The organism is Escherichia sp. MOD1-EC6021, from assembly GCF_002965245.1.
GTDB classification, from domain to species: domain Bacteria; phylum Pseudomonadota; class Gammaproteobacteria; order Enterobacterales; family Enterobacteriaceae; genus Escherichia; species Escherichia coli_F.
Genome location: NZ_PTRU01000037.1, coordinates 1 through 19,710, shown reverse-complemented (window position 1 = coordinate 19,710; position 19,710 = coordinate 1). Strand labels below are relative to the sequence as shown.

Below are 19,710 nucleotides of genomic sequence, written 5' to 3'. Positions count from 1 at the left end.
GCCTCCTCAGTACAGTGTGTCTGACAGACCAAACTGGCTGAACAACCCACCGCTGAACGGGTTATCCTCGGTGTCGGTATGCACACGGTAGGTCATCGCGCCACCGTCTACGCTAAAGCGCACGGTAAAGTTGCCATCCTGTACCCCGGTCAGTTGTCCGGCCCCGAACAGGCGGAACTGCGCCCACGGCCCGCTGAAGCTGATACTGCGCGGTGCGCCGCCGCTGGCACCAACCAGCGTCAGTTTGCTTTCGTTGCCTTCGCGCATATTGTTAGGCCAGACCAGATGGGCGGTATAGTTACGGCCCTGGCTGTAATCAACTAACTGACCGTCAAGGTTCAGTACGCTGCGGCGTTTGTTGCCGGAAAGCGATACCGTTTCCACGGCAAAGGATGTTCCCAGGCCGTTCTGTTTGCTGAAGAAGATGTCACGGATTTTCTGCGCGGTTTCCAGTTGCGCAATAATATCTTCGCGGATAATGACGCTGTTATCGCCGTCTTCCAGGCTCAGATCATTGTCGATAAACAGTTTCAGGTTCTGCTGGTAGAAGGTATCCAGTACGCCATCCGGTTTAAAGAATCGTTCGAAGGCATCCAGTGAGGCATCCTGTGCAGAACGTGGATTAAACGGATAGTTATTTGCCAGTTGCTCGTTAAACGGTTTCACCACGCTGTCGCGCCAGTCCACTTCCATATAGTGAACGGCTTCCACCATCACCACATGCCAGGCCTGGTCAGCCAGCCTGCCTACCCAGCGGTTGAGCGGAGCAGGCAGTGTTTTTGCCATCTGGCGGGTGGCGAATATTGGATCGCTGCTGTTCTGATCAAGCCTTAACTGCACGGCTTTCAGCGCCGATTTCCCTGGTACAGGCGCGTTCTGGATTGCCAGCAGGTAGCGGTGTAACTCGGTGAGCTGCTGGTATACGGCCTGCATCGTGCTTTCTTTGTCTTTCTGTACTGTCAGGGTACTGTTTTCCGGGGCGAATTCATGCCCGAGGCGGGTGAGTAACTGGTAATCCGGCTCTGCCAGGGCCTCATCCCGCTCTTTTGCAGAGAGTTTTTCAGAAAAGACGCCTGGCTGGGTGTTGTCACGCAGCACGGTCAGCGCCCGCTGCAAAGGCTGGTCGCCGCTGATAACCTGCTCCAGAGTGCCAGTCAGTTGTCCAATGGACTCAAAATTGCGGATATTGAGATTGTCCATCCCGGCCCGCCAGGTGGCGGTGTAGTCGCTGATATACTGCTCGGTCAACTGGCGCTGGATTTCCGCGCGGTCGGCGTCACTGTATTTCACGCTGCGGGTGAGGTTGAGTACCCAGGAATCCATCGCCGTCAGTTCAACCAGTTCATCGCGCTGTTTTACAAAATAGCTTTGCAGGCCGTAACGGGTAAGAAACTGTGGAACAACCAGTTTGTTATCATCGGCAGATGTAAATACCTGGTCAAAAGTTGGCCCTACCTGGTCACGCAGATTGAGGTCGGCAGGAAGAACGTCCAGCGCCCGCGTTTTCAGGCTCTGGTAAACCCGCTGGTAGACAGGCAGTTTGCTCAGTTCTTTCTGTGCTGTCGCAACAGGCTTGTCATATGGCGTCCAGCGGCTGATGGCATCACCGTCGCCCGCCTGACGCTCTGCATGCCAGTCAGTATGAGCCAGCGCGTAGTCAAGATGGGACATCAGTTGTGTCTGGATATCGCGCTGTCCGTGGAACTTTTCGCTCCAGCGTTTTGCCATATACTGCTTCACCACCTCAATGTTGCGTCCGCTTTTGTCCTCCAGCATTCGCATCACGCGCAGCACCGCGAGTTTTTCCTCACTCTCCGGCGGTGCGGCGTTCATCGCTTTGACCAGCCCGTTAAACAGCGAGGGCAGGTAACGCTGCTCCAGCAGTTGCAGATAGGTCTGTTCCACATAAGGCCCGATACGTCGCCCCTGGTACAGTCCCATATCGGCCAGGCGGCTGCGGTCACCCCAGTCGCCATAGGCCAGTGTGGCATCGCGTACCGGGTTCAGCAGCGGCAGTTGTAGGTTACCAAAGTCATCTTCCCCCTGCGGAGGCGGCACGTCCATAAAGGCTTTGGCCTGCTTAAGCACGGTGATGCCGGACTGATAGTTACCGTTGTAATAGTGATTCCAGCCGGTGATGAGCAGCAGTGCCGCCACGCCGCCTGTGGCAGAGAAAACCGTCAGGCGGCGACGGGAACGCATCAGCCAGGCGCGGCTCTCTGTTGCCAGATTAGGCTCTGCGAGTAATGCCTGCGGGAACAGGCTGCGGGTGAAATAAGGCGCGGTGTCCACCAGAGGCCAGGACGCCAGTGGGTTATTGCCCAGTCGGTACTGGCGGGCAGCAGACTGGGTGAATATATCATCCATCTGTCCACGCTGAAGCGAAGAGGTGAGATAGACACCACGCAGCATCACGTTCATATTTTCGCCGTCAAGCAGACCCTCCAGCAGTGATATCAGCGGTTCACGGCTTCCCTGCATCTGGCGGGAAAAACTAAATAAAGACGCGCGGGTGTGAGTCTGGGTGACCATCAGATCCGGCAACGCCAGATTCATTCGATCCGCCCATGTCTGCCAGAAAGCATTCAACTCTGTTCGCCAGTCATCATTTTCATGAGCACGGCGGGTGAACGTAACACCCAGAATCGCATCGCGATCCTGTCTGTTCAGTGACTGAAACAGGGCGGCAAAACCCTGCAATAAATCAAGCCGGGTCAGTACCACGTAAACCGGTAACTGGCAATGAAGATGCTGGCGTATATCCTGTAAGCGGCTGCGCAGCGTCTGTAACAGATGCTCGCGGCGGCGTTTGTCTGCGGTCAGCAGATCGGGTAAATCGAGTGTCAGAATAATCCCGTTCAGCGGCTGGCGCGCGCGCTTTTCCTTCAGCCAGCCGAGGGCATGTTCCCACAGACGGCGATGCAGGATATCCGCATCAGCGGGAGCGCAGAGTGTGCCGTCGATATCAAAGATCACCGCCTGTTTACCGACATGGGGCGTGAGGTACAGGCGTTGTTCTGCGCCGCGCGCGCCCTCCGGGGCATAAATAATGTCTGACGGAAACCCCTCGCGCAGCAGTGTCGTTTTGCCACTGCCCACAGGACCGATGACCATATACCACGGCAACTGCCACAGGAAACGGCGGTTGTCGAGATGGCGTTGCAGGCGCAGCAGCCAGCGGTCGAGGTAACGCTGCTGGGCGTTCAGTTCCACACTGAGCGGATCAACGGCTTCCTCGCGCTGTTGCTTTTGCATTTTTTCAAGCTGTTGCAGGCGCTTCATTACCCGGACGGTAAGCCACACCAGGGCAATAATCCCCCACGCCGCCGTTGCCAGCCAGCGGTTCGCCAGTGGTTTGAGCCATAGCTCTTCATACAGCGTCCATGTCGGGCCTTTCCACCAGATCCATACCAGCAGGAAAATCCACGCCAGTATCAGCAGCCAGAATGCAGAAACTTTAAACCGGGGCATCGCCGGGCGCAGGGCTGATTTGAGTCCGCTGAATAGTCGGGGTGTTGGTAATCTGAACACAAAAACTCCTGTTCTCTTTTATTGTTCTGCCGTGAATTTTTGTTCTAGCTGCTCAAGCAGGGACGGCTCCCAGTCTGCCACCATCATCTGCAATCCCATCCTGAACAACATCCGGTACTGCTGCTGCGCAAGCTGTACCAGCCCCGCCTCTTCCATAAGCTGCGCGCCAAAATACTGCCGGTGAAACTGGTCGCGGGGTTCACCGGCGGGCAACGTATCCAGATACCGTAAGGCGGCTTCCAGCCCCTGTTCATCAAAACACAACCGCGCAGCCTGAATATCTTCATTACTCACCTGTATGACTGGCGCGGCCTGGTTACCTGGCTGAGTTGCAAGCCATTGCTTCGTTTTTTCAGAAACAAACGGTGTGTGGTCGTTAAACAGAAGATCAGCGAGCGCGGGCAGACGGCCAAGAAAGGAAACAACTTCATCGCGGATGGCATCGGCCACAGCGGTATAGCCAAGACGGTGCGCCGTCTGTGCGGAAATGCAGTGACCGTCCAGCCAGTAGGGTGCCAGCAATACGCTTTTTTCCACCTGCTGCCACAGCGCCATATCGGCACTACCGAGCTGAGCATGGTAATCAGCCACCATATCGGCAGAGACCGCAGCCAGTGGGGTACGTCCATCGCTTTCCGCCTGGGGCGTACTGGTGATGGATTGCCACAGGGCATGGCGACGCAGGCGATAGCCCTGCGGCGAGTCCGGCTGGCGTTCACATAAAATGGCCGCCACTTTTAACAGCGTGTCGCGCCAGGCTTTGTCGTCGTGACTGTCGATGGCGATCTGTGGAGCCGGAGCACTGGTTTGCGTCATGCTGCTTTCAGACGTGGCGGTGGTCTGTGGTGAACTACCGGAGGCCGCCAGAGCGGGGACAGGAGCCGGTGCCGCACGATTAAACGCACGCTGGTACAGGGCAAAAAGATCATCAGTAGCCTGTGCCAGTTCCGGGGCGTTATGTGACTGCCAGCACTGCGCCAGTTTCGCCAGTTCACCTAATAGTGCATCGCGCTGCGCTGTGGCGGCGTTCTGTGAAAAGCCTTCAATACCTGTTTCAAAACGTTTAATGATCTGGCTGGCAAAGCGTTTTTTATGCGCCATATTCTGCGGCGCGGCCACAGTCCAGTAATGTTCCACGTATAGCGCCAGCAGGCGCAGTGCCAGCAGTGGATCACCGGCATGTTGCAGGGTTCTGAGCAGGTGTGCCAGCAGACGAAAATCCTTACTCTCCGAAGCCAGAATGACCAGCCCCCGGCGCTGGAGTTCCGGGATATCCAGTTGGCTGTGGGCCAGTGAACCCAGTTTGACGATTTCGCCGTCGATATACTCCCAGTCCGGGTTGTCATCTTTCAGCGCCGATGCCCGTTTCTCTTCCGGCAGGTTTTCCAGCAGGTGCGATATCCAGACATTCGGATCGCGTAAGTCCATTGCCATATTTTTATTCTCCCGCCCAGTGGCAGGCATCGCGCAGGGGAGCAATCGCCCTTGCCAGCCCGTCAATGTTAAAGGTCAGCTTTCCGGCGGCGTTATCTGCGCCGGTATCCACCGTCAGCGTTTTTGCGCCGAACAGTTGCTTAATTTCATCAATCCCGGACAGCCCCCGGCTGGACTCCAGCAGGGTGCCGTTCTCGCGCACAAACCAGTGGCTGCGCACTGCCCGGCTGTCGGCATTCAGGGTGACGGCGATATCATGGACATCCAGAGGGTGCATCAGCGCCACCTGCATCCGGGTGATATTGTCCACGCAACTGAACATCAGCACCGGGCGCGGTGGAACATGGCCGATAGCCGGGGTGGTTATCACCACCGTCGGGCGTTCCCCCGGCACCTGCGTCACCAGCAGCTCTGTGGTGTTGCCCTGGCGGCGTTTTTCCTGCTCCGTGGCGCGGGTCCAGGCCTCGCCCACAAAACCGGCTTTGACCAGCGCCCCGTCAAACCCTGACGGGGAAAGGGGTGCCAGCAGGCGGTCATAGCAGTCAAGCCGCTCCAGCGCCGCCGTCTCCTGGCGACAGGACCGCATGGCCTGTAACGTGGCTGTCGCATCCGGCGGTGTCGCTGTGGCGACAGCTACCGCCACACCGGCCACTGACGATGTTTCTGCGGGCGCGGCACTGGCGGGTAAGCCCGCCATCAGGCCCGCGATAAACCATCCTGTCTGCCGGAAAACGCGCAACCTGCTCATAAAACCGTTTCATCCTCTGTGACGGACTCGTCGTCCTGAGCATCTTCCACGTCTGCTGTGAATGCACCGTCTGCCGCCGACAGACGAATCCGGGCAATCGCCGTGTTGGCTGCCATCTTCTGCAACAGCAGCAGCGAGAGCGGCGGCAGCATGTTGCCGTCGATGACTGATTCGAGCATCCTTGCGCCGTTTTCCGCTCGGGTGACGCGGCTCATAATTTCGTCCGTCACTTCCGGCTCAATAATCACTTCCGCACCAAAGCGACTGCGCAGCACGTTATCCAGACGGGTGAGTTTCCCGGCAATAATGGTGGCGAGCGTCTCTTTCGACAGAGGCAGGTACGGCACCACTTCCATACGCGCCAACAGGGCAGGTTTAAAGAAGTCCGCCAGCACCGGATAGAGGGCTTCCTGCATGGTCTCCGGGTCATCGGCGTGTTCGACAATCACCTGGTAGCCAAGGTTGGAGGTGAGGAAGAAGACGATGTTTTTACAGTCAATCAGGCGGCCTTCGCCGTCTGCCATCTCGCCCTTGTCAAACGCCTGGTAGAACAGGTTGAGCACATCCGGGTGCGCTTTTTCCACTTCATCGAGGAGCACCACTGAGTAGGGTTTCTGGCGGATGGCTTCGGTCAGCACGCCGCCTTCACCATAGCCGACATAGCCCGGAGGGGAACCAATCAGCCGCGAGACGGTGTGCTTCTCCTGGAACTCGGACATATTGATGGTGGTCAGGTACTGGCGACCACCGTAGAGAAGCTCTGCCAGTTGCAGGACGGTTTCGGTTTTACCCACGCCGCTGGGGCCAGCCAGCAGGAACGCGCCAAGCGGGCGTCCCGGACGGCGCAGGTCGGCGCGTGCGGTCAGCAGATGTTTATGCAGGCTGGCAATCGCCAGGTCCTGGCCTTTGATGGTGTCGCCCAGCCATACTGGCAGGTCGGTGATGACCGACATTTCATTCTGCGACAGGCGGTTAAGCGGCACGCCGGTCCATTCGGCAATCACCGCCGCAATCTGTTTTTTATCGACGTGCGGGGAGACCAGCAACCGGTCGTTATGCAGGGCGTCCAGTTCGGCAGTAAGCTGTGCCAGCCGTTGTAGCGGGGAAACTGTTTCAGCGGTTTCTTCCGGCTGTGCGCTGCCAGCTTCATCAGCCGGTGCGGCACCGGTATTATCCTGTTCTGATTCTGACTCTGACGACGTATCCACTACGGCATCTGTGTCCTCTGCCACGCCCAGCAACTGCTGGCGCAGCGCGATAATTTCCTGTACCAGCGTCTGTTGCTGATGCCAGGCGGCTTCCAGTTCGTCCAGCGCCGTCAGCGTTTCATCATACTGCACCAGCACCTCCGTCATCCGCGAGGTGTCGGTACGCAGCCCGATGCGAAGCTCGCGCTCAAGCTGGCGAATTTCCGCCTCCTGCTGGTGGCTCAGGGTGGTCAGCGCTGAGATTTGCTTTGGTGGCGATGACAGGTTGATTGCCACGCGGGCGCAGGCCGTATCCAGCACATCAATCGCTTTGTCCGGCAACTGACGCCCGGAGAGATAACGCTCACTTAATGTCGCAGCGGCCTGCAAGGCGTCATCATCAATCAGTACGCCGTGAGACTGTTCATAGACCGCCGACAGACCACGCAGAATAATGGTGGCTTCGGCGGCGTTGGGTTCGCTGACCTTCACCAACTGGAAGCGGCGCGACAGGGCAGCGTCTTTCTCGAAGTATTTTTTGTACTCGCTCCAGGTGGTGGCGGCGATGGTTTTCAGCTCGCCGCGCGCCAGCGCCGGTTTGAGCAGGTTGGAGATATCCAGCCCGCCCTGCTGGTTGCCCGCCCCAATCAGGGTATGCGCTTCGTCGATAAACAGAATGACTGGCACCGGGGAGGAAATGACCTCCGCCATCAGCCCCTTGAAGCGTTTTTCAAACTCGCCCTTCACCGATGCCCCGGCCTGCAATGCGCCCAGGTCAAGGGTCATGATATCGGTGTTTTTCAGTTTGTCCGGCACCTGGCCTGCCACGATGCGCAGCGCCAGCCCTTCAATCAGCGCGCTTTTACCCACGCCTGCTTCGCCCACCACCACCGGGTTATTTTTACGGCGGCGGCAGAGAATGTCGATCATCAGGTCGATTTCGTGGTCGCGGCACAGTACCGGGTCAAGCCTGCCGTTACGGGCATCTTCGGTCATGTTTTTGGCGTAGCGGGCAAGCTGGGTGTCAGCAGCATCCGTCAGTGTGCCTGCGCCTTTACCGTCTGCATCCGGCACGACTGATTCCGTCGACTCCTGTGTCCACTGCACAAAGTCCTGTTGCAGACGGTCACGGTTAATGCCGGTCAACAGCCGGGCGGCAGCAGACGGTATATAACGCAGCGGCGAATGCAGCAGGGCCAGCAGCAACACGCCGCCGCGCAGTTCGCTGTGCTGCATCTCAGCCGACGCCAGCAGCCAGCCCTCTTTCAGCCACTCAACCAGCATCGGGGAAAACGCCGGGTAGCTGTCCGCAGAACGGGCGGTTGTGTAGTTCTCCACCGTCAGCGCCTGGCGCAACTCTTCCATGCCAATATCGCCCTGGCGGGTAATAACCCGCAGGTCACTGCGTGGCATGGCGAGCATCTGAATAAGCACATGGCTGACGGTAATTTCCGCTGCCTGCTGGCTCATACATTCAGAGGCGGCCATCTCCAGCGCCTGGCGGGAGAACAGGTTAAGCCGTTTTACCAGCGTGGGAAGATCAATCTGGATCATAAACGTCCTTATCGAAGTAATTTGTTTAGCTGGTGCAGGATGTCCTGCGTCTGGCTGTCCAGCCGCAACAGATAGAACAGGTAAAACAACGCCAGCACGACAACGCCACCACAAAAAATATGTTTAATGGTCAGGCGACTGATGAGCTGATAACGCCCGCCCTGGGTTTTTTTGTCCTGGTGTAACAGCGGGAAAGGGGCATCGCCGCGCAGTTTATGCAGAACGTGGTACAGGCGGCGGTAGATCTGCTCAAATTCCCCCTGATCCTGTGCTGCCACTTTGTAGCGCCCGCGAAATCCCAGAGAAAAACAGAGCCAGAGAAATTCCAGCAGATCCTGGTAACGTTTGGGTTCACGGATCAGGCGCTCCAGCAGGATGAAAACTTTCTCGCCACCCCAGGCTTCGTTGTGGAAATGGACCAGCAATGACTGTTTGATCCACTCGTTCTTGTTCGACCAGCCGTTACCGAGCGCCGCTTCATCAATAAATGTGCAGAGGATGTAGCGAAACGAGATAATCACGCCCGGTTCGTAGCCCTGCTCCTGAAGCAGTTGCTCCACGGCCTGAACATCCGTCACCACCTGTGCAAAAAGATGCTCCGGCATCGTCTGGCTGTTCATGGTTGAAAGGCGCATCACCATACCGAGGAGTGGCGTGGCTGCGTCGATCATCGGATTCAGGCTGTTGCCACGAAGCGCGAGATGATAGTCGCGCTGGCTTTTTTCGTCGTATCCGGTAAATGGTGGCAGAGACAGTGACCCCTCATCCATCGTCTTACCCTCTTATCGCCCACAGTTGCATGTTCAGATCCGGGAAACTGCCGGATACATGCAGCGCAACGCCCCCGGCGGCAGCCATTTCTGTCCAGGACTGTCCGCTCTTGTCGAGTTCGAAATAGCTGAACCCGGAATGGTAGGGAAGCTGACGGGGAGCCACCATCAGGGCACGCAATGGAATGCCGGGGATCTGCACACTGACCATATTGCGGATTTTTTCCGGCGAGGAAATTTTCGACTGCTGGATAAACTGGCGCTGGATCTGATCGACCGGCATATTTGCCGCCACGGCCAGCACAAAGGTGGCAGATTGCAGCAGTTCCGAGTCATGGATATCGGCCTGCCAGATACCGTCACGCAGATGCAGCGGCAGATTGACGGCTCTTGGCGACAGTACGGTATGCAGCGCCCGTTTGACTTCCGGTAACAGTGTTTTAAATGTTTTGGTCAGGTCATGATGATCATACACATCAAGCGGGCAGGGCAGGCGCGACGGCTCGGTAAAGGTCATCAGTTCACCCAGCAACCCGGCAAGATCAAGGTAGAAATCTTCCGGGTGGAGCTGGGATCGGCGGGCGCGATGGGTAAACCGGGTCTGGTTACGGTTAAGCAACTGCAACATCATAAATTCCGCCACATCCGCGATGCCGCTCTGCGCCGGAGAGCCAATACGGTTTGCCAGATCGCTTGCCCGTCCGCCAATGGCCCCCTGTACCTCTTTGAGATAAACACGCAGTTTCTTACTGACCTGAATATTCTGGCAGGAGGGGATAAAATCGTCATCCAGCGTCAGGGAGCCGTCGGCATGGCGATCGCTGATACGGCAAAGCGGGAGCGTGATATAGGCGCTCATATCTTCTGCACCGCTCATAATGCGCGGCGTCAGTTGTCCCAGCGTCAGTGTTCGCGCGTCGCCTTCTTCTGAATGCAAATCCCGGACATCGGCATAATTCAGCCGGTAACGCCCGATTCGCCGCCCGTCGCTGATTTCATTTCTCACATCACTGGCGACCGGCAGAGCGAGGTAGATATTGCGGCTTCTTTCGTCCGGAAAATTTTGCGGGTGCAGCGGATCGGGCAGTGCGTCCTGGTCGGGGATAGAAAAGACGGTGCCGTCGGGCAGTGTGCCTGACGCGCTGTCAATCATGATCTTACCCTGCGCCAGCAGTTCATTGTTGAGGGTGAGTTCGGTAAATCCCCAGGATAAATCATTCATGGCCCGGAAACGCTGGTTATCCAGGTAGTCGTTGTAACGCTGCTGTTGCTGGAAATGGTGTGGGCGCATCAGCATCCCTTCCTGCCACATCACCTTGTTGCGGGTGGTTGCCATACTTATTCATCCTCTTTTTTCATTTCGATGCTGCTTTGACGTACATGCACCAGCAGGCGGTAATGGTGGCCGGTTCCTTCCACCGTCTCGATTTGTTTCCATTCCGTGGCCTGGTCATCGGAGAAATAGGCCACGACACCAATAAACTGCGTTTTCTCATCCAGCTTTACCAGCGGCAGGGTTTTGATGGTGTCCGGCAACAGGTTGAAATCCTGGTGGTCGATATAGTTTTTACCCAGCACATCCGGTAGCGGCGTACTGGCTATCTGGTCATAGTCGGCTGCCTGCAATTTTGAGTCGTCCGTCAGGTACACCAGTTGCACATCCACGGCGGCTGATTCACCCTCCGCATTGGTATTAGTGTCCGGTTCAGTCAGCAGGGTGACGGTTATTTCCGAAGGTTGCTCCTTCAGGCTCCCGACCTGGATATCCGGGTTTTTGATCACCTCGCTGATTTTTTTCGCCGTTTCGCAGCCGGTTAATATGACGCACATCAGCACGCAGGCCAGAAACGCCTTCCTGTTCATGCTTCCGGCTCCCGCTGTTTTTCACGAAGCACCCGGTCATAGACCTGGGCGTAGACCTCGTTAAACAGCATCTCAAACCCCTGCTGGCGATCAGAGGCCAGCTCTTCGTAATAATGGCTGTACATTTGCCATGCTCCGGCATCATCCAGCGGCTGGCGCAGTTCATGGCTGCGGCGGTACTGCACAAAGCGGCGCAGCAGATTTTGTGGTGAGAAGGCGTCCAGCAGGACACGAAGCGACTCCACAATCGCCGCCCGGTTAGCTTCTTCGTGGTGGCGGACATTGCGCAGGCTTTCACTGACAGCGGCGGGAGCCGCCAGATGTACCGGACTTTTACCTTCGGCAAACATCACGTCGAGCGCGGTGGCGTAATCCATGTTCAGGCGCAGCGGGTTATCTTCCAGCGGGCGCAAATGTTTGTCTGAGAGGCTGTTACGCTGCTGCTGCAAATCAAGCAGACCTTTTATTGCGGCCTGTAACGTGCGTCCGGCCTCCTCCAGAAAATCATCCGCATCGTCGGAATTGCTCACGGTAAGCGAGCCGCCAAGGCCGCGCAGTAAGGGGGTGACCGCAAGGTGGCGTTGCGCCATTTCTGCCACAGAGACGTCATCATTACGCTCGCCGGGGCTGGCATAAATGGGCGGCAGATCCATAAACGGCGTATTGATCCCCCCATTACTTGCCGGATCGGACAGCGGTGCCGATGGCCGGACAGCCGCAATGCCTGAAAGCGGATCGCCCGCGGTAATCAGGCTTTCGGACTGAAGTGCCTGGAGTGGATCGGCAGAAAAACCGTTTACCACGGTGTCAGCAAGCTGATGCCGGTGAGTCATTCCCGGATAGTGTGGCGCACCCTCCGTTGACAGCAGGGTATCCGTGAGCATATCGCGATTGGTGACGATGGTTTCGGGAGTGGCCATTTCCTCATCGTAATGGGGGATATCACCCCGGTTCAGATGAACCCTCACCATCAGACGCCCTATCTGGATCTCATCGCCCTGGCGCAGCTGTATCAGGTCTGATGTTGCTGTGACTTTTGCCTGGTTCAGCCACAGTTGTGCCGTCTGCGGGCGCAGACAAAATGTGCCATCGTGCAGTATAACGGTAAAGGCCTGAGCCGGAATGCTCTGCTGACGATCCTGTACCGACCAGTGGCATTCGGGGCCATGGCCGACATTTCCCTGCTGCGTGAACAGACAGCGCGCCGCCCGCCCGCTTTCCAGCTCACTGCCGTTAATGACCTGCAATGAAAGCTTCTGTAGTTTCTCTTCCGGCATATTCTGCTCCGTGATTATCATAATTTACGACCGTACCCTGATGGTGACTGAGGGTCGTTCTTCCGGTGTGCCGAGGAAGCTGGTCCAGCCCAGCAGCGCACTTTTGTTATCGCCCAGGCGCATTGCGCCCACCTGCTCCGGTGCCAGCCCCAGATGTAAGTCCCAGGCAAGCTGATCGCGCAGGATGAAGGACACAAACATCGTCAGTGGCAGGAAGTTTTCGCCGGACGGCAGAAAAGAGAGGAACTGTTTTCGGGTCAGGCTGGTAATACTGAGCTGGAATTTTCCGCTGAGATCGGGCACCCGTGTACCCAGAACAAAGTTGCCCAGTACCGATCTTCCGGCCAGTTTTTCGCCATTTTTAAGGGAATAGCTCCCCAGGCTGTTTTGCTGATCCGGTTCAATATCCACCTTGCGACGTTGCCAGTTTTGCAGCGTCACGTCTGACAAGTCAAAACAGTGGGACACCAGGCCGCAGATGATTTCCGGGGATCGTCCCGGATTTGCCAGGATCCCGGAATACGCCAGCATTTTGCTGTGATTAATCGCCAGCTTATCGCGAAGCTGGCGGTGGCCCAGCCCGACAAGGGAGTACATGCGCTGCGAGAACGCATCCACACCGCCGTTACGAAAACTGATGTGATAGCGGTACTTACGCCAGATATGCCAGACAAACTGGGTCAGGCGGTGGCTGAACATATCCAGAAAATCGCCTACCGGACTTTGTTCATGTACCGCTTTCCAGGCCAGGTGATCCAGGTAATAACCGGGAAGAGGCGACTGGCTCCCCTGTAACCCCATAAAGGTGGTGGTCATCCTGAATGCCCCTGACTTATCCCGTTTCAGCCCACTGATATCACTGCACGGGAAGGCAAGGCTGGCATCGGCGCTGAAACGCAGGGTTTCCTGTGCCGGATCATCGCGCAGGGATAATTCCGGTGTCCCCTTTTCACCCTGTGCCAGGCGGTGCAACAGCTCCGCCATCGCAAAAAAATTGTAAGAGCAGGCGTTATGGAAAACCTGTGCCAGCGGATCATTCTGCTCTTTATCTGCCGGGGGATGTCCCGGACTCAGATAAGAGGATGCTGCCCGGTTCTTTCCGTCCATTTCCATGTCTCCTGGCTTTCTGTGTTCACAACGGTCAGCATGTGGAATGAGTTAACGCTGGCGTACAGCGACAGAAAATGCGAAAGCACCGTACCGAGCAGATACATTTCCCCTTCACAGACAAACGGCTCCGGGTGCAGATACAGCGTGGAGGCCAGCCCCCGGACGGGAATACCCGTAAACAGGCGATCAACGGGGCGGGTCTCCAGACGCTCAATGGCATCCAGCTTTTGTTGTGACAGCCGCGCCGTCTGCGGATGATGGATTGCGTGGCGATCAAAGTTGGCGATGACCTGCTTCAGCGCGTCCGTATCTAGTAATGACAGATAATTCAGGTTCATGGCGGAGAGTAGGGACCAGTGCAGGCTGCCATCAATGACCGGCCAGAGTGGTTGCGTCGGGCGGGTAATGTTGCGAAATGAAGCAACAGCCGCATTTTTACCGGTTGTGCCGGTGATATCGCCGGAACGAATTTGTGACGGAAGCTCACGGTTGGTACAGGTCAGCGATACCGAAACCACTTCATTACTGAGCAGCGATTCGTCTGACGGATAACTGCCATCAGCATGTATAAAAGCAAGGGTATGATCAAAGCCGCGATGGAACAGGGATGTTTTGGTCCGGTGATGCCAGTACACCACTTCCCGCTTCCGGCTGTATTCCATCTGATGGCTGAAACTTTCAAAGGCAGGCCACTGGCGCGCGGCCTGCGTCGAAACAGGACGCCCCAGATCTTTTTTCCTGAACATATCCTGCACCTGGCTTATCACGCCGTTAACGGAAAAGACATCGTAATGTTCCGGATAATGGCGGCTGGGAACCAGCGGATAGTCTGCCCGCCGGTTGTCCAGCGTGATGGCTTCTGCATGGTGGATAAATAAATTAATGGCAGGCGCGCAATACAGGCGCAGGGAGTCGCGGCGCAACCGGATGTCCACGGGCAATGGGCGCGAAAAACGCAGTTGCAGGGTAAAGGATTCAGCCTGCAATCCGTCAGGTAACGCCGGGCAACCACAAAGATCAAAAAAGAGAAACGCATCCGGGTAACAGAAATACTCCTGAAGGATCCGGTAGCCGCTGTGGACGTTTTTCGGCCAGGGCAGCATGGCATCCTGCGGCTCAAAACCGACAGCTTTCAGCATAAACTCAGGCAGGCGAATATGCTGTTCACCCACAGTCAGGTCGGCACCCTGCAAGTATTCACAGAACCATAAATAAAGCTGGTCACGGGTATAGTTGTCGTCATTGCCGAGCCAGAAGCGAAGTTTGTTCAGATCCAGCGTGCGGAAGTCCGTTCCCGGTGCGACCGAAAAGGTGATGTTGATAACACCATTACGGGTCGTACTGCGGTTTTCAATCTGCTCCAGGCGAACGGGCAGCAGCCAGATATCCCGGCAGAGGGTGAAGGTACAGGGAGGCGACTCCTCCTTTTTAGCATCAGAGGGCAGCACTTCATCAACTCTGATTTCCCCGGCGTTGGTTGTAAACTGCTCATTACGGGGGATTAACACCGGCACAGAAGACTTATCCATATCCGGCGTATATTCAATAAGGGTCATTGCCGGAACCGGACGCAGGTAATTAGGCCACAGCATCTTGATAAGCCCGTGCGTCAGTTCTGGGAATTCATCCTCAATTTTTTGACGGAGATTGCCGGTAAGAAAAGCCACGCCTTCCAGCAGGCGTTCAATATCCGGATCCGCATCTTTTTCGGCCAGGAAGCGGGCCAGATGGGGTTTTTCCGTTGCCAGCAGCTTGCTGAGCTGGCGCAGGTAATCGAGTTCTTCCCGGAAATAGCGTTCTTCAAATTCCATTTGTCAGTCCACCCGGTAATGCTGGCTGCCATTCGGTGCCATATCAAATTCAAGCACCTCATGCGTTTTGTTAAATGTCACCCAGGCTGTAATATGAAACGTCATATCCAGCGGGCTGGAGGCGGATGAAACCACTGCCTGCACTTCAGCGTGTGAGATCCGGGGTTCATAGCGTTCTATACATTGCTCGATGGCCCGACTCATGGATTCGCGGAAGTTTTCAGCCCCTTCCGGTTCATCAATGCCCAGCTCAGGCGCACCCCGGCAACTACCGGACCGGGTATTAAGAATGTTTCGTAGGTTCTGGCGAATGGATTGCCTGAGCGAATGAATACTGCCTCCCTGCCGGTTTCTGGCCGAAGAGGCTTCCATACGCTCAAAAAGAGAACCTGTGGTTCTTTCCCGATCCGGTATCATGGTGTGTTACTCCCTGTCTAACCGGCCAACCAGGGAAAGCTCAAAATTTGCCCCCATAAATTTAAAATGAGGTCTCACGCTTAGCGCAACCTGGTACCAGCCGGGTTCGCCTTCTACATCCATAACCTCAACTTTGGCAGCGCGCAGAGGTTTGCGGCTGCGCACGTCTGCAGGCGGGTTTTCCTGGTCGGCAACATACTGACGGATCCAGGTATTAAGCTCTCTTTCTAAGTCGCTCCTTTCTTTCCATGACCCCAGTTGTTCACGCTGCAACACCTTGATGTAGTGCGCTAACCGATTGATGATGAAGAGATAAGGAAGCTGCGTACCCAGCTTATAGTTGGTTTCTGCATCTTTTCCCGGAAAGTGCTTCGGTTTTTGTACCGAGTTTGCAGAGAAAAAGGCTGCATTATCAGAGTCTTTACGCATGGTAAGGGTGATAAAACCCTCTTCAGCCAGTTCAAATTCGCGGCGATCGGTGACCAGCACCTCGGTTGGGATTTTGGCCTGAATCTGCCCCATCGTTTCGAACAGATGCACCGGCAGATCTTTCACTGCGCCGCCGCTTTGCGGACCGATAATGTTTGGACACCAGCGGTATTTGGCAAAACTGTCTGCGATATTGCATGCCAGCATCCAGGCCGTATTACCCCACAGATAATCTTCGTGGTTCTGGCTGACATCTTCGTAATAGTTAAAGTTCTTAACAGGGTTATCTGTTGGTGAATAGGGTTGGCGAAGCAGGAAGCGGGGTGCCGTAAGCCCTAAATAGCGCGAATCTTCCGAGTCACGCAGGGCGCGCCATTTGGTGTAGGCCGGACCTTCAAAGATGGCATAAAGATCTTTGATATTAGGCAGTTCGGTCCACGAGTTCAGCCCCATAAACTCCGGGGAAACGGAGGACAGGAACGGTGCGTGCGCCATTGCGCCCACTGCACTGACGTATTGCAGCAGTTTCATGTCAGGCGCGGTATTTTTGAACTCATAAGCGCCCAGCACGGCAGCGATGGGTTCACCGCCAAACTGTCCGAAACCGGACGAATAAACGTGCTTATAAAATCCGGACTGAATAATTTCTGGCGCAAACTCAAAGTCTTCCAGAAGTTCCTGCTTGGTGACATGAAGCACGTTGACCTTGATGTTTTCACGGAAATCAACGCGATCCACCATGGTTTTCAGTGAGCGCCAGAACGACTCGACCTGCTGAAAGGCAGGCGCATGGATGATGACATCCATCTGGCGGCTGATGCGTTCATCAATATCTGCAATCATGCTGTCCACGGCCAGTTTATTGACCGGTTCGGCAGATGCAGTGGATTGCAGGATGCTGGCAATAAAGGCTGTCACACCCTGGCGGGCAACGTCATAACCTTCCGAACCGGGCTGAATACGGGTCTGTGCCATGATTTGATCAAGCAGCGACGATGCCTGCTCAGGCTGCCCGGCATGACTGGAAACGAGTTCCTCTTCCTGTAAAGACATACTGAAAATCCTTCTGTTTTAGCTGTGTTTCTGAAACCGGCTTTTCGCCGTCAGTGAAGTACGCGCTGCCAGTGCGACGCGCTCTGCTGAAACTCACAAAAATGGATAATCTCATCCAATAGATCACTGATACGGCGATCCAGTGTTGTAATCAGCGCAGCCACACCATCCTGGTTGATTTCAACGGACGGGCTGAAACATACCTGGTAAACCACCTGCAGAATGTCTGAAACAGAGAGGTGGTATGTCCCGGAGATATTTTTGTGTGCCGTCATGCCTGGATAACCCTGTTTAATGAAATAGTGGTGGTTATTTATTGCTCACCTGGCCGATTTCTTTGAGCAACTGCTCGCGGGACTCTTCATTTTCCAGCAATGCCTGGAGCTGGGTACGGAATGCCGGAAGGTTACCCATCGGCCCCTTCAGTGCAGTCAGTGCTTCACGCAGTTCCAGCAATTTATTCACTTCCGGAACCTGCCGGGCCACGCTATCTGGTGAAAAATCATCCAGTGACTTGATATTCAGCGCCACATTCAGTTCATCGTCCGTTGTGCTTCCCTTCAGCGTGGCGGGGACGGTAAAATTGAGGCCAATGGCTGCTTCAGCCATCACTGCACCGAAATTGTGCTTGTTAACGGAAACTGCCTGACGTTCATCCAGTGAGGATGTTTCCTGCGTATTTCCGGTATCGCCGACAACGAGCATGTTAAGCGGAAGTTCCACTTCAGCCGTCTGGCCATCTGTTTTTGGGACATACGATATATTAATACGCTCGCGAGGCGCTACGCTGCCTTCAAATTTTTTGCTCATAAAAGTGATCCGTCATGTTATCTCGTACAGGCCATGAACACGGCATATTCGTACCGCAAAAAATATCGGAAATGCCGCCTTGATGGCGGTGAAAATAAAATCACCACTCCTTAATCACCCCGCATTTTACGCTTCAAAATAAATAAGAAAAGGACTTTTTATCGATCGTAAAGAGGGGTATTCTGCAAGCGTTAAATAGATTGTGTGAACCTGTGCAATTCGCGCCAGGTGTATTATGGCAATAATTTAAATATAGAGTTTTTATGTATCTTATTGAATTATATAATAATTTCATTAAACATAAGCTAATCTAATGATTGCTTGTTTATATATTTGTTTTGTGATTGATTAAGTGGGTATTTTTAAGGAATATCTCAAAAATTATCAAAATGATAATTCAGAAAGGATAAATACAATATTTATTCATGATTCAGCTTTGGCCATTTTATGGAGGCAATACGGACTTTGAACAGTTGGGTATGGTTATCCAGATATATATTATTAAGTTATTGCTGAATAAGAGATTTAATGATTTTAAAAATAGTTTTTACGACAACCGTAAATTCTAGCTCGGTTTGTATGTAAAAAATACTGAAAAATGATGCGGTTCCGTGAAGTGAGCTGCATCTGCCTGTCTGGGATTAACGGCAGGTCATTGTAAGTAGTAATTAACCACGTTAACAAGGAGTTTACAAATGCCAACACCGTGTTATATCTCCATCACTGGTCAGACCCAGGGAAATATTACTGCAGGTGCATTTACCGCTGATTCTGTCGGCAACATCTATGTGCAGGGGCACGAAGACGAGATGCTGGTGCAGGAATTCCTGCATAACGTTACTGTCCCGACGGATCCTCAGTCCGGTCAGCCTGCGGGTCAGCGTGCTCACAAGCCGTTCATTTTTACCGTGGCGCTGAACAAAGCGGTTCCGCTGATGTACAACGCACTGGCCTCCGGTGAAATGCTGCCAACCACTGAACTGCACTGGTGGCGTACATCTGTGGAAGGCAAACAGGAGCATTATTTCACCACCCGCCTGACTGATTCGACGATTGTCGATATGAAACTGCATATGCCGCATTGCCAGGACCCGGCGAAACGCGAGTTCACCCAGTTGCTCGAAGTTTCACTGGCCTACCGCAAGATTGAGTGGGAACACGTCAAATCCGGCACCTCCGGTGCTGACGACTGGCGCGCACCGCTGGAAGCATAAGTTAAGCCAACAGCATCCGGCTATCAGGCCGGATGCTGTTTTTGTATTACGCCGTAAAAAGAAAGATTGTCAGTAAGGGGTTACGTTCACGGGAGATGGCGGATGCCGGAAACTTCGGCGGTAGCGTGCCTGAACGCAAGCGTAACACTGTACTGTCACAGCCGCTTTAACAGCGAACTGTCTGTTTTTCCTTAACCCCGGAGGTTGCTATGTCAACCGGATTACGTTTCACGCTGGAAGTGGACGGCCTGCCACCGGACGCGTTTGCGGTGGTCTCCTTTCATCTCACCCAGTCACTCTCTTCGCTCTTTTCCCTCGATCTCTCTCTGGTCAGCCAGCAGTTTCTCTCCCTTGAATTTGCGCAGGTGCTGGACAAAATGGCCTACCTGACGGTATGGCAGGGCGATGACGTACAGCGCCGGGTGAAAGGTGTGGTGACCTGGTTTGAACTGGGGGAGAACGACAAAAACCAGATGCTGTACAGCATGAAGGTGTGCCCACC

Annotated in this window: 16 protein-coding genes; 2 read left to right on the top strand and 14 right to left on the bottom strand. The window is 54.9% G+C overall.

What is annotated here, in order from left to right; translation table 11 throughout:
- Positions 1–6 precede the first annotated feature (6 nt).
- From tssM to tssB, 14 genes are all read right to left on the bottom strand, one after another.
- Positions 7–3,441, bottom strand: coding sequence for a type VI secretion system membrane subunit TssM (gene tssM, locus BEB54_RS24490; RefSeq protein WP_123059763.1), 3,435 nt, complete (start codon positions 3,439–3,441; stop codon positions 7–9).
- A gap of 108 nt (positions 3,442–3,549) precedes the next feature.
- Positions 3,550–4,965 (bottom strand): type VI secretion system protein TssA, encoded by a 1,416-nt coding sequence (gene tssA, locus BEB54_RS24485; RefSeq protein ID WP_123059762.1) that lies wholly within the window; start codon positions 4,963–4,965, stop codon positions 3,550–3,552.
- A 4-nt stretch (positions 4,966–4,969) separates the two neighbouring features.
- Positions 4,970–5,713 (bottom strand): type VI secretion system-associated protein VasI, encoded by a 744-nt coding sequence (gene vasI, locus BEB54_RS24480; protein WP_105277807.1) that lies wholly within the window; start codon positions 5,711–5,713, stop codon positions 4,970–4,972.
- Positions 5,710–8,454 carry a type VI secretion system ATPase TssH gene (gene tssH, locus BEB54_RS24475; protein WP_105277806.1) on the bottom strand — a complete coding sequence of 915 codons (2,745 nt, stop codon included), beginning with the start codon at positions 8,452–8,454 and terminating at the stop codon, positions 5,710–5,712. The genes vasI and tssH overlap by 4 nt, the downstream gene beginning before the upstream one ends.
- A gap of 8 nt (positions 8,455–8,462) precedes the next feature.
- Positions 8,463–9,224: a type IVB secretion system protein IcmH/DotU gene (gene icmH / locus BEB54_RS24470; RefSeq protein ID WP_000343298.1), complete on the bottom strand. Its 762-nt coding sequence runs from the start codon at positions 9,222–9,224 to the stop codon at positions 8,463–8,465.
- A gap of 4 nt (positions 9,225–9,228) precedes the next feature.
- Positions 9,229–10,560, bottom strand: coding sequence for a type VI secretion system baseplate subunit TssK (tssK, locus tag BEB54_RS24465; RefSeq protein ID WP_105282307.1), 1,332 nt, complete (start codon positions 10,558–10,560; stop codon positions 9,229–9,231).
- 2 nt (positions 10,561–10,562) lie between these two features.
- A complete protein-coding gene (gene tssJ / locus BEB54_RS24460) occupies positions 10,563–11,087 on the bottom strand; it encodes a type VI secretion system lipoprotein TssJ (RefSeq protein WP_105277804.1) in 525 nt (174 codons plus the stop codon).
- On the bottom strand, positions 11,084–12,364 hold the full coding sequence (gene tagH / locus BEB54_RS24455) for a type VI secretion system-associated FHA domain protein TagH (RefSeq protein WP_105277803.1): 1,281 nt from the start codon (positions 12,362–12,364) through the stop codon (positions 11,084–11,086). Before tagH ends, tssJ begins: the two co-directional genes overlap by 4 nt.
- A gap of 24 nt (positions 12,365–12,388) precedes the next feature.
- Positions 12,389–13,471, bottom strand: coding sequence for a type VI secretion system baseplate subunit TssG (gene tssG, locus BEB54_RS24450; RefSeq protein ID WP_000348784.1), 1,083 nt, complete (start codon positions 13,469–13,471; stop codon positions 12,389–12,391).
- Positions 13,435–15,285, bottom strand: a complete 1,851-nt coding sequence (gene tssF, locus BEB54_RS24445) for a type VI secretion system baseplate subunit TssF (RefSeq protein WP_105277802.1) — start codon at positions 15,283–15,285, stop codon at positions 13,435–13,437. Before tssF ends, tssG begins: the two co-directional genes overlap by 37 nt.
- A gap of 3 nt (positions 15,286–15,288) precedes the next feature.
- The gene (gene tssE, locus BEB54_RS24440) at positions 15,289–15,702 is read right to left on the bottom strand and encodes a type VI secretion system baseplate subunit TssE (protein WP_088542364.1); all 414 of its coding nucleotides are present in this window, start codon (positions 15,700–15,702) and stop codon (positions 15,289–15,291) included.
- Between the two features lie 6 nt (positions 15,703–15,708).
- Positions 15,709–17,184 carry a type VI secretion system contractile sheath large subunit gene (gene tssC, locus BEB54_RS24435; RefSeq protein WP_000056978.1) on the bottom strand — a complete coding sequence of 492 codons (1,476 nt, stop codon included), beginning with the start codon at positions 17,182–17,184 and terminating at the stop codon, positions 15,709–15,711.
- A 50-nt stretch (positions 17,185–17,234) separates the two neighbouring features.
- Positions 17,235–17,459 carry a hypothetical protein gene (locus tag BEB54_RS24430; protein WP_105277801.1) on the bottom strand — a complete coding sequence of 75 codons (225 nt, stop codon included), beginning with the start codon at positions 17,457–17,459 and terminating at the stop codon, positions 17,235–17,237.
- A 34-nt stretch (positions 17,460–17,493) separates the two neighbouring features.
- Positions 17,494–17,994 carry a type VI secretion system contractile sheath small subunit gene (tssB, locus tag BEB54_RS24425; RefSeq protein ID WP_000037397.1) on the bottom strand — a complete coding sequence of 167 codons (501 nt, stop codon included), beginning with the start codon at positions 17,992–17,994 and terminating at the stop codon, positions 17,494–17,496.
- A gap of 695 nt (positions 17,995–18,689) precedes the next feature.
- On the opposite strand from tssB, the gene BEB54_RS24420 reads away from it, so the two are divergent.
- Together BEB54_RS24420 and BEB54_RS24410 are read left to right on the top strand one after the other, a co-directional pair.
- Complete coding sequence (locus tag BEB54_RS24420) at positions 18,690–19,208, top strand: Hcp family type VI secretion system effector (RefSeq protein ID WP_001142958.1); 519 nt, start codon at positions 18,690–18,692, stop codon at positions 19,206–19,208.
- Between the two features lie 209 nt (positions 19,209–19,417).
- Positions 19,418–19,710 (top strand): contractile injection system protein, VgrG/Pvc8 family (locus tag BEB54_RS24410; RefSeq protein ID WP_049592633.1); only part of this gene is annotated, 293 nt, incomplete at its 3' end.

What these genes read in the sequence shown, in the direction of transcription:
- tssA (WP_123059762.1), bottom strand. Translation starts at nt 4,965, where the DNA reads ATGGCAATGGACTTACGCGATCCGAATGTCTGGATATCGCACCTGCTG.
- vasI (WP_105277807.1), bottom strand. Translation starts at nt 5,713, where the DNA reads ATGAGCAGGTTGCGCGTTTTCCGGCAGACAGGATGGTTTATCGCGGGC.
- tssH (WP_105277806.1), bottom strand. Translation starts at nt 8,454, where the DNA reads ATGATCCAGATTGATCTTCCCACGCTGGTAAAACGGCTTAACCTGTTC.
- icmH (WP_000343298.1), bottom strand. Translation starts at nt 9,224, where the DNA reads ATGGATGAGGGGTCACTGTCTCTGCCACCATTTACCGGATACGACGAA.
- tssK (WP_105282307.1), bottom strand. Translation starts at nt 10,560, where the DNA reads ATGGCAACCACCCGCAACAAGGTGATGTGGCAGGAAGGGATGCTGATG.
- tssJ (WP_105277804.1), bottom strand. Translation starts at nt 11,087, where the DNA reads ATGAACAGGAAGGCGTTTCTGGCCTGCGTGCTGATGTGCGTCATATTA.
- tagH (WP_105277803.1), bottom strand. Translation starts at nt 12,364, where the DNA reads ATGCCGGAAGAGAAACTACAGAAGCTTTCATTGCAGGTCATTAACGGC.
- tssG (WP_000348784.1), bottom strand. Translation starts at nt 13,471, where the DNA reads ATGGACGGAAAGAACCGGGCAGCATCCTCTTATCTGAGTCCGGGACAT.
- tssF (WP_105277802.1), bottom strand. Translation starts at nt 15,285, where the DNA reads ATGGAATTTGAAGAACGCTATTTCCGGGAAGAACTCGATTACCTGCGC.
- tssE (WP_088542364.1), bottom strand. Translation starts at nt 15,702, where the DNA reads ATGATACCGGATCGGGAAAGAACCACAGGTTCTCTTTTTGAGCGTATG.
- tssC (WP_000056978.1), bottom strand. Translation starts at nt 17,184, where the DNA reads ATGTCTTTACAGGAAGAGGAACTCGTTTCCAGTCATGCCGGGCAGCCT.
- BEB54_RS24430 (WP_105277801.1), bottom strand. Translation starts at nt 17,459, where the DNA reads ATGACGGCACACAAAAATATCTCCGGGACATACCACCTCTCTGTTTCA.
- tssB (WP_000037397.1), bottom strand. Translation starts at nt 17,994, where the DNA reads ATGAGCAAAAAATTTGAAGGCAGCGTAGCGCCTCGCGAGCGTATTAAT.
- BEB54_RS24420 (WP_001142958.1), top strand. Translation starts at nt 18,690, where the DNA reads ATGCCAACACCGTGTTATATCTCCATCACTGGTCAGACCCAGGGAAAT.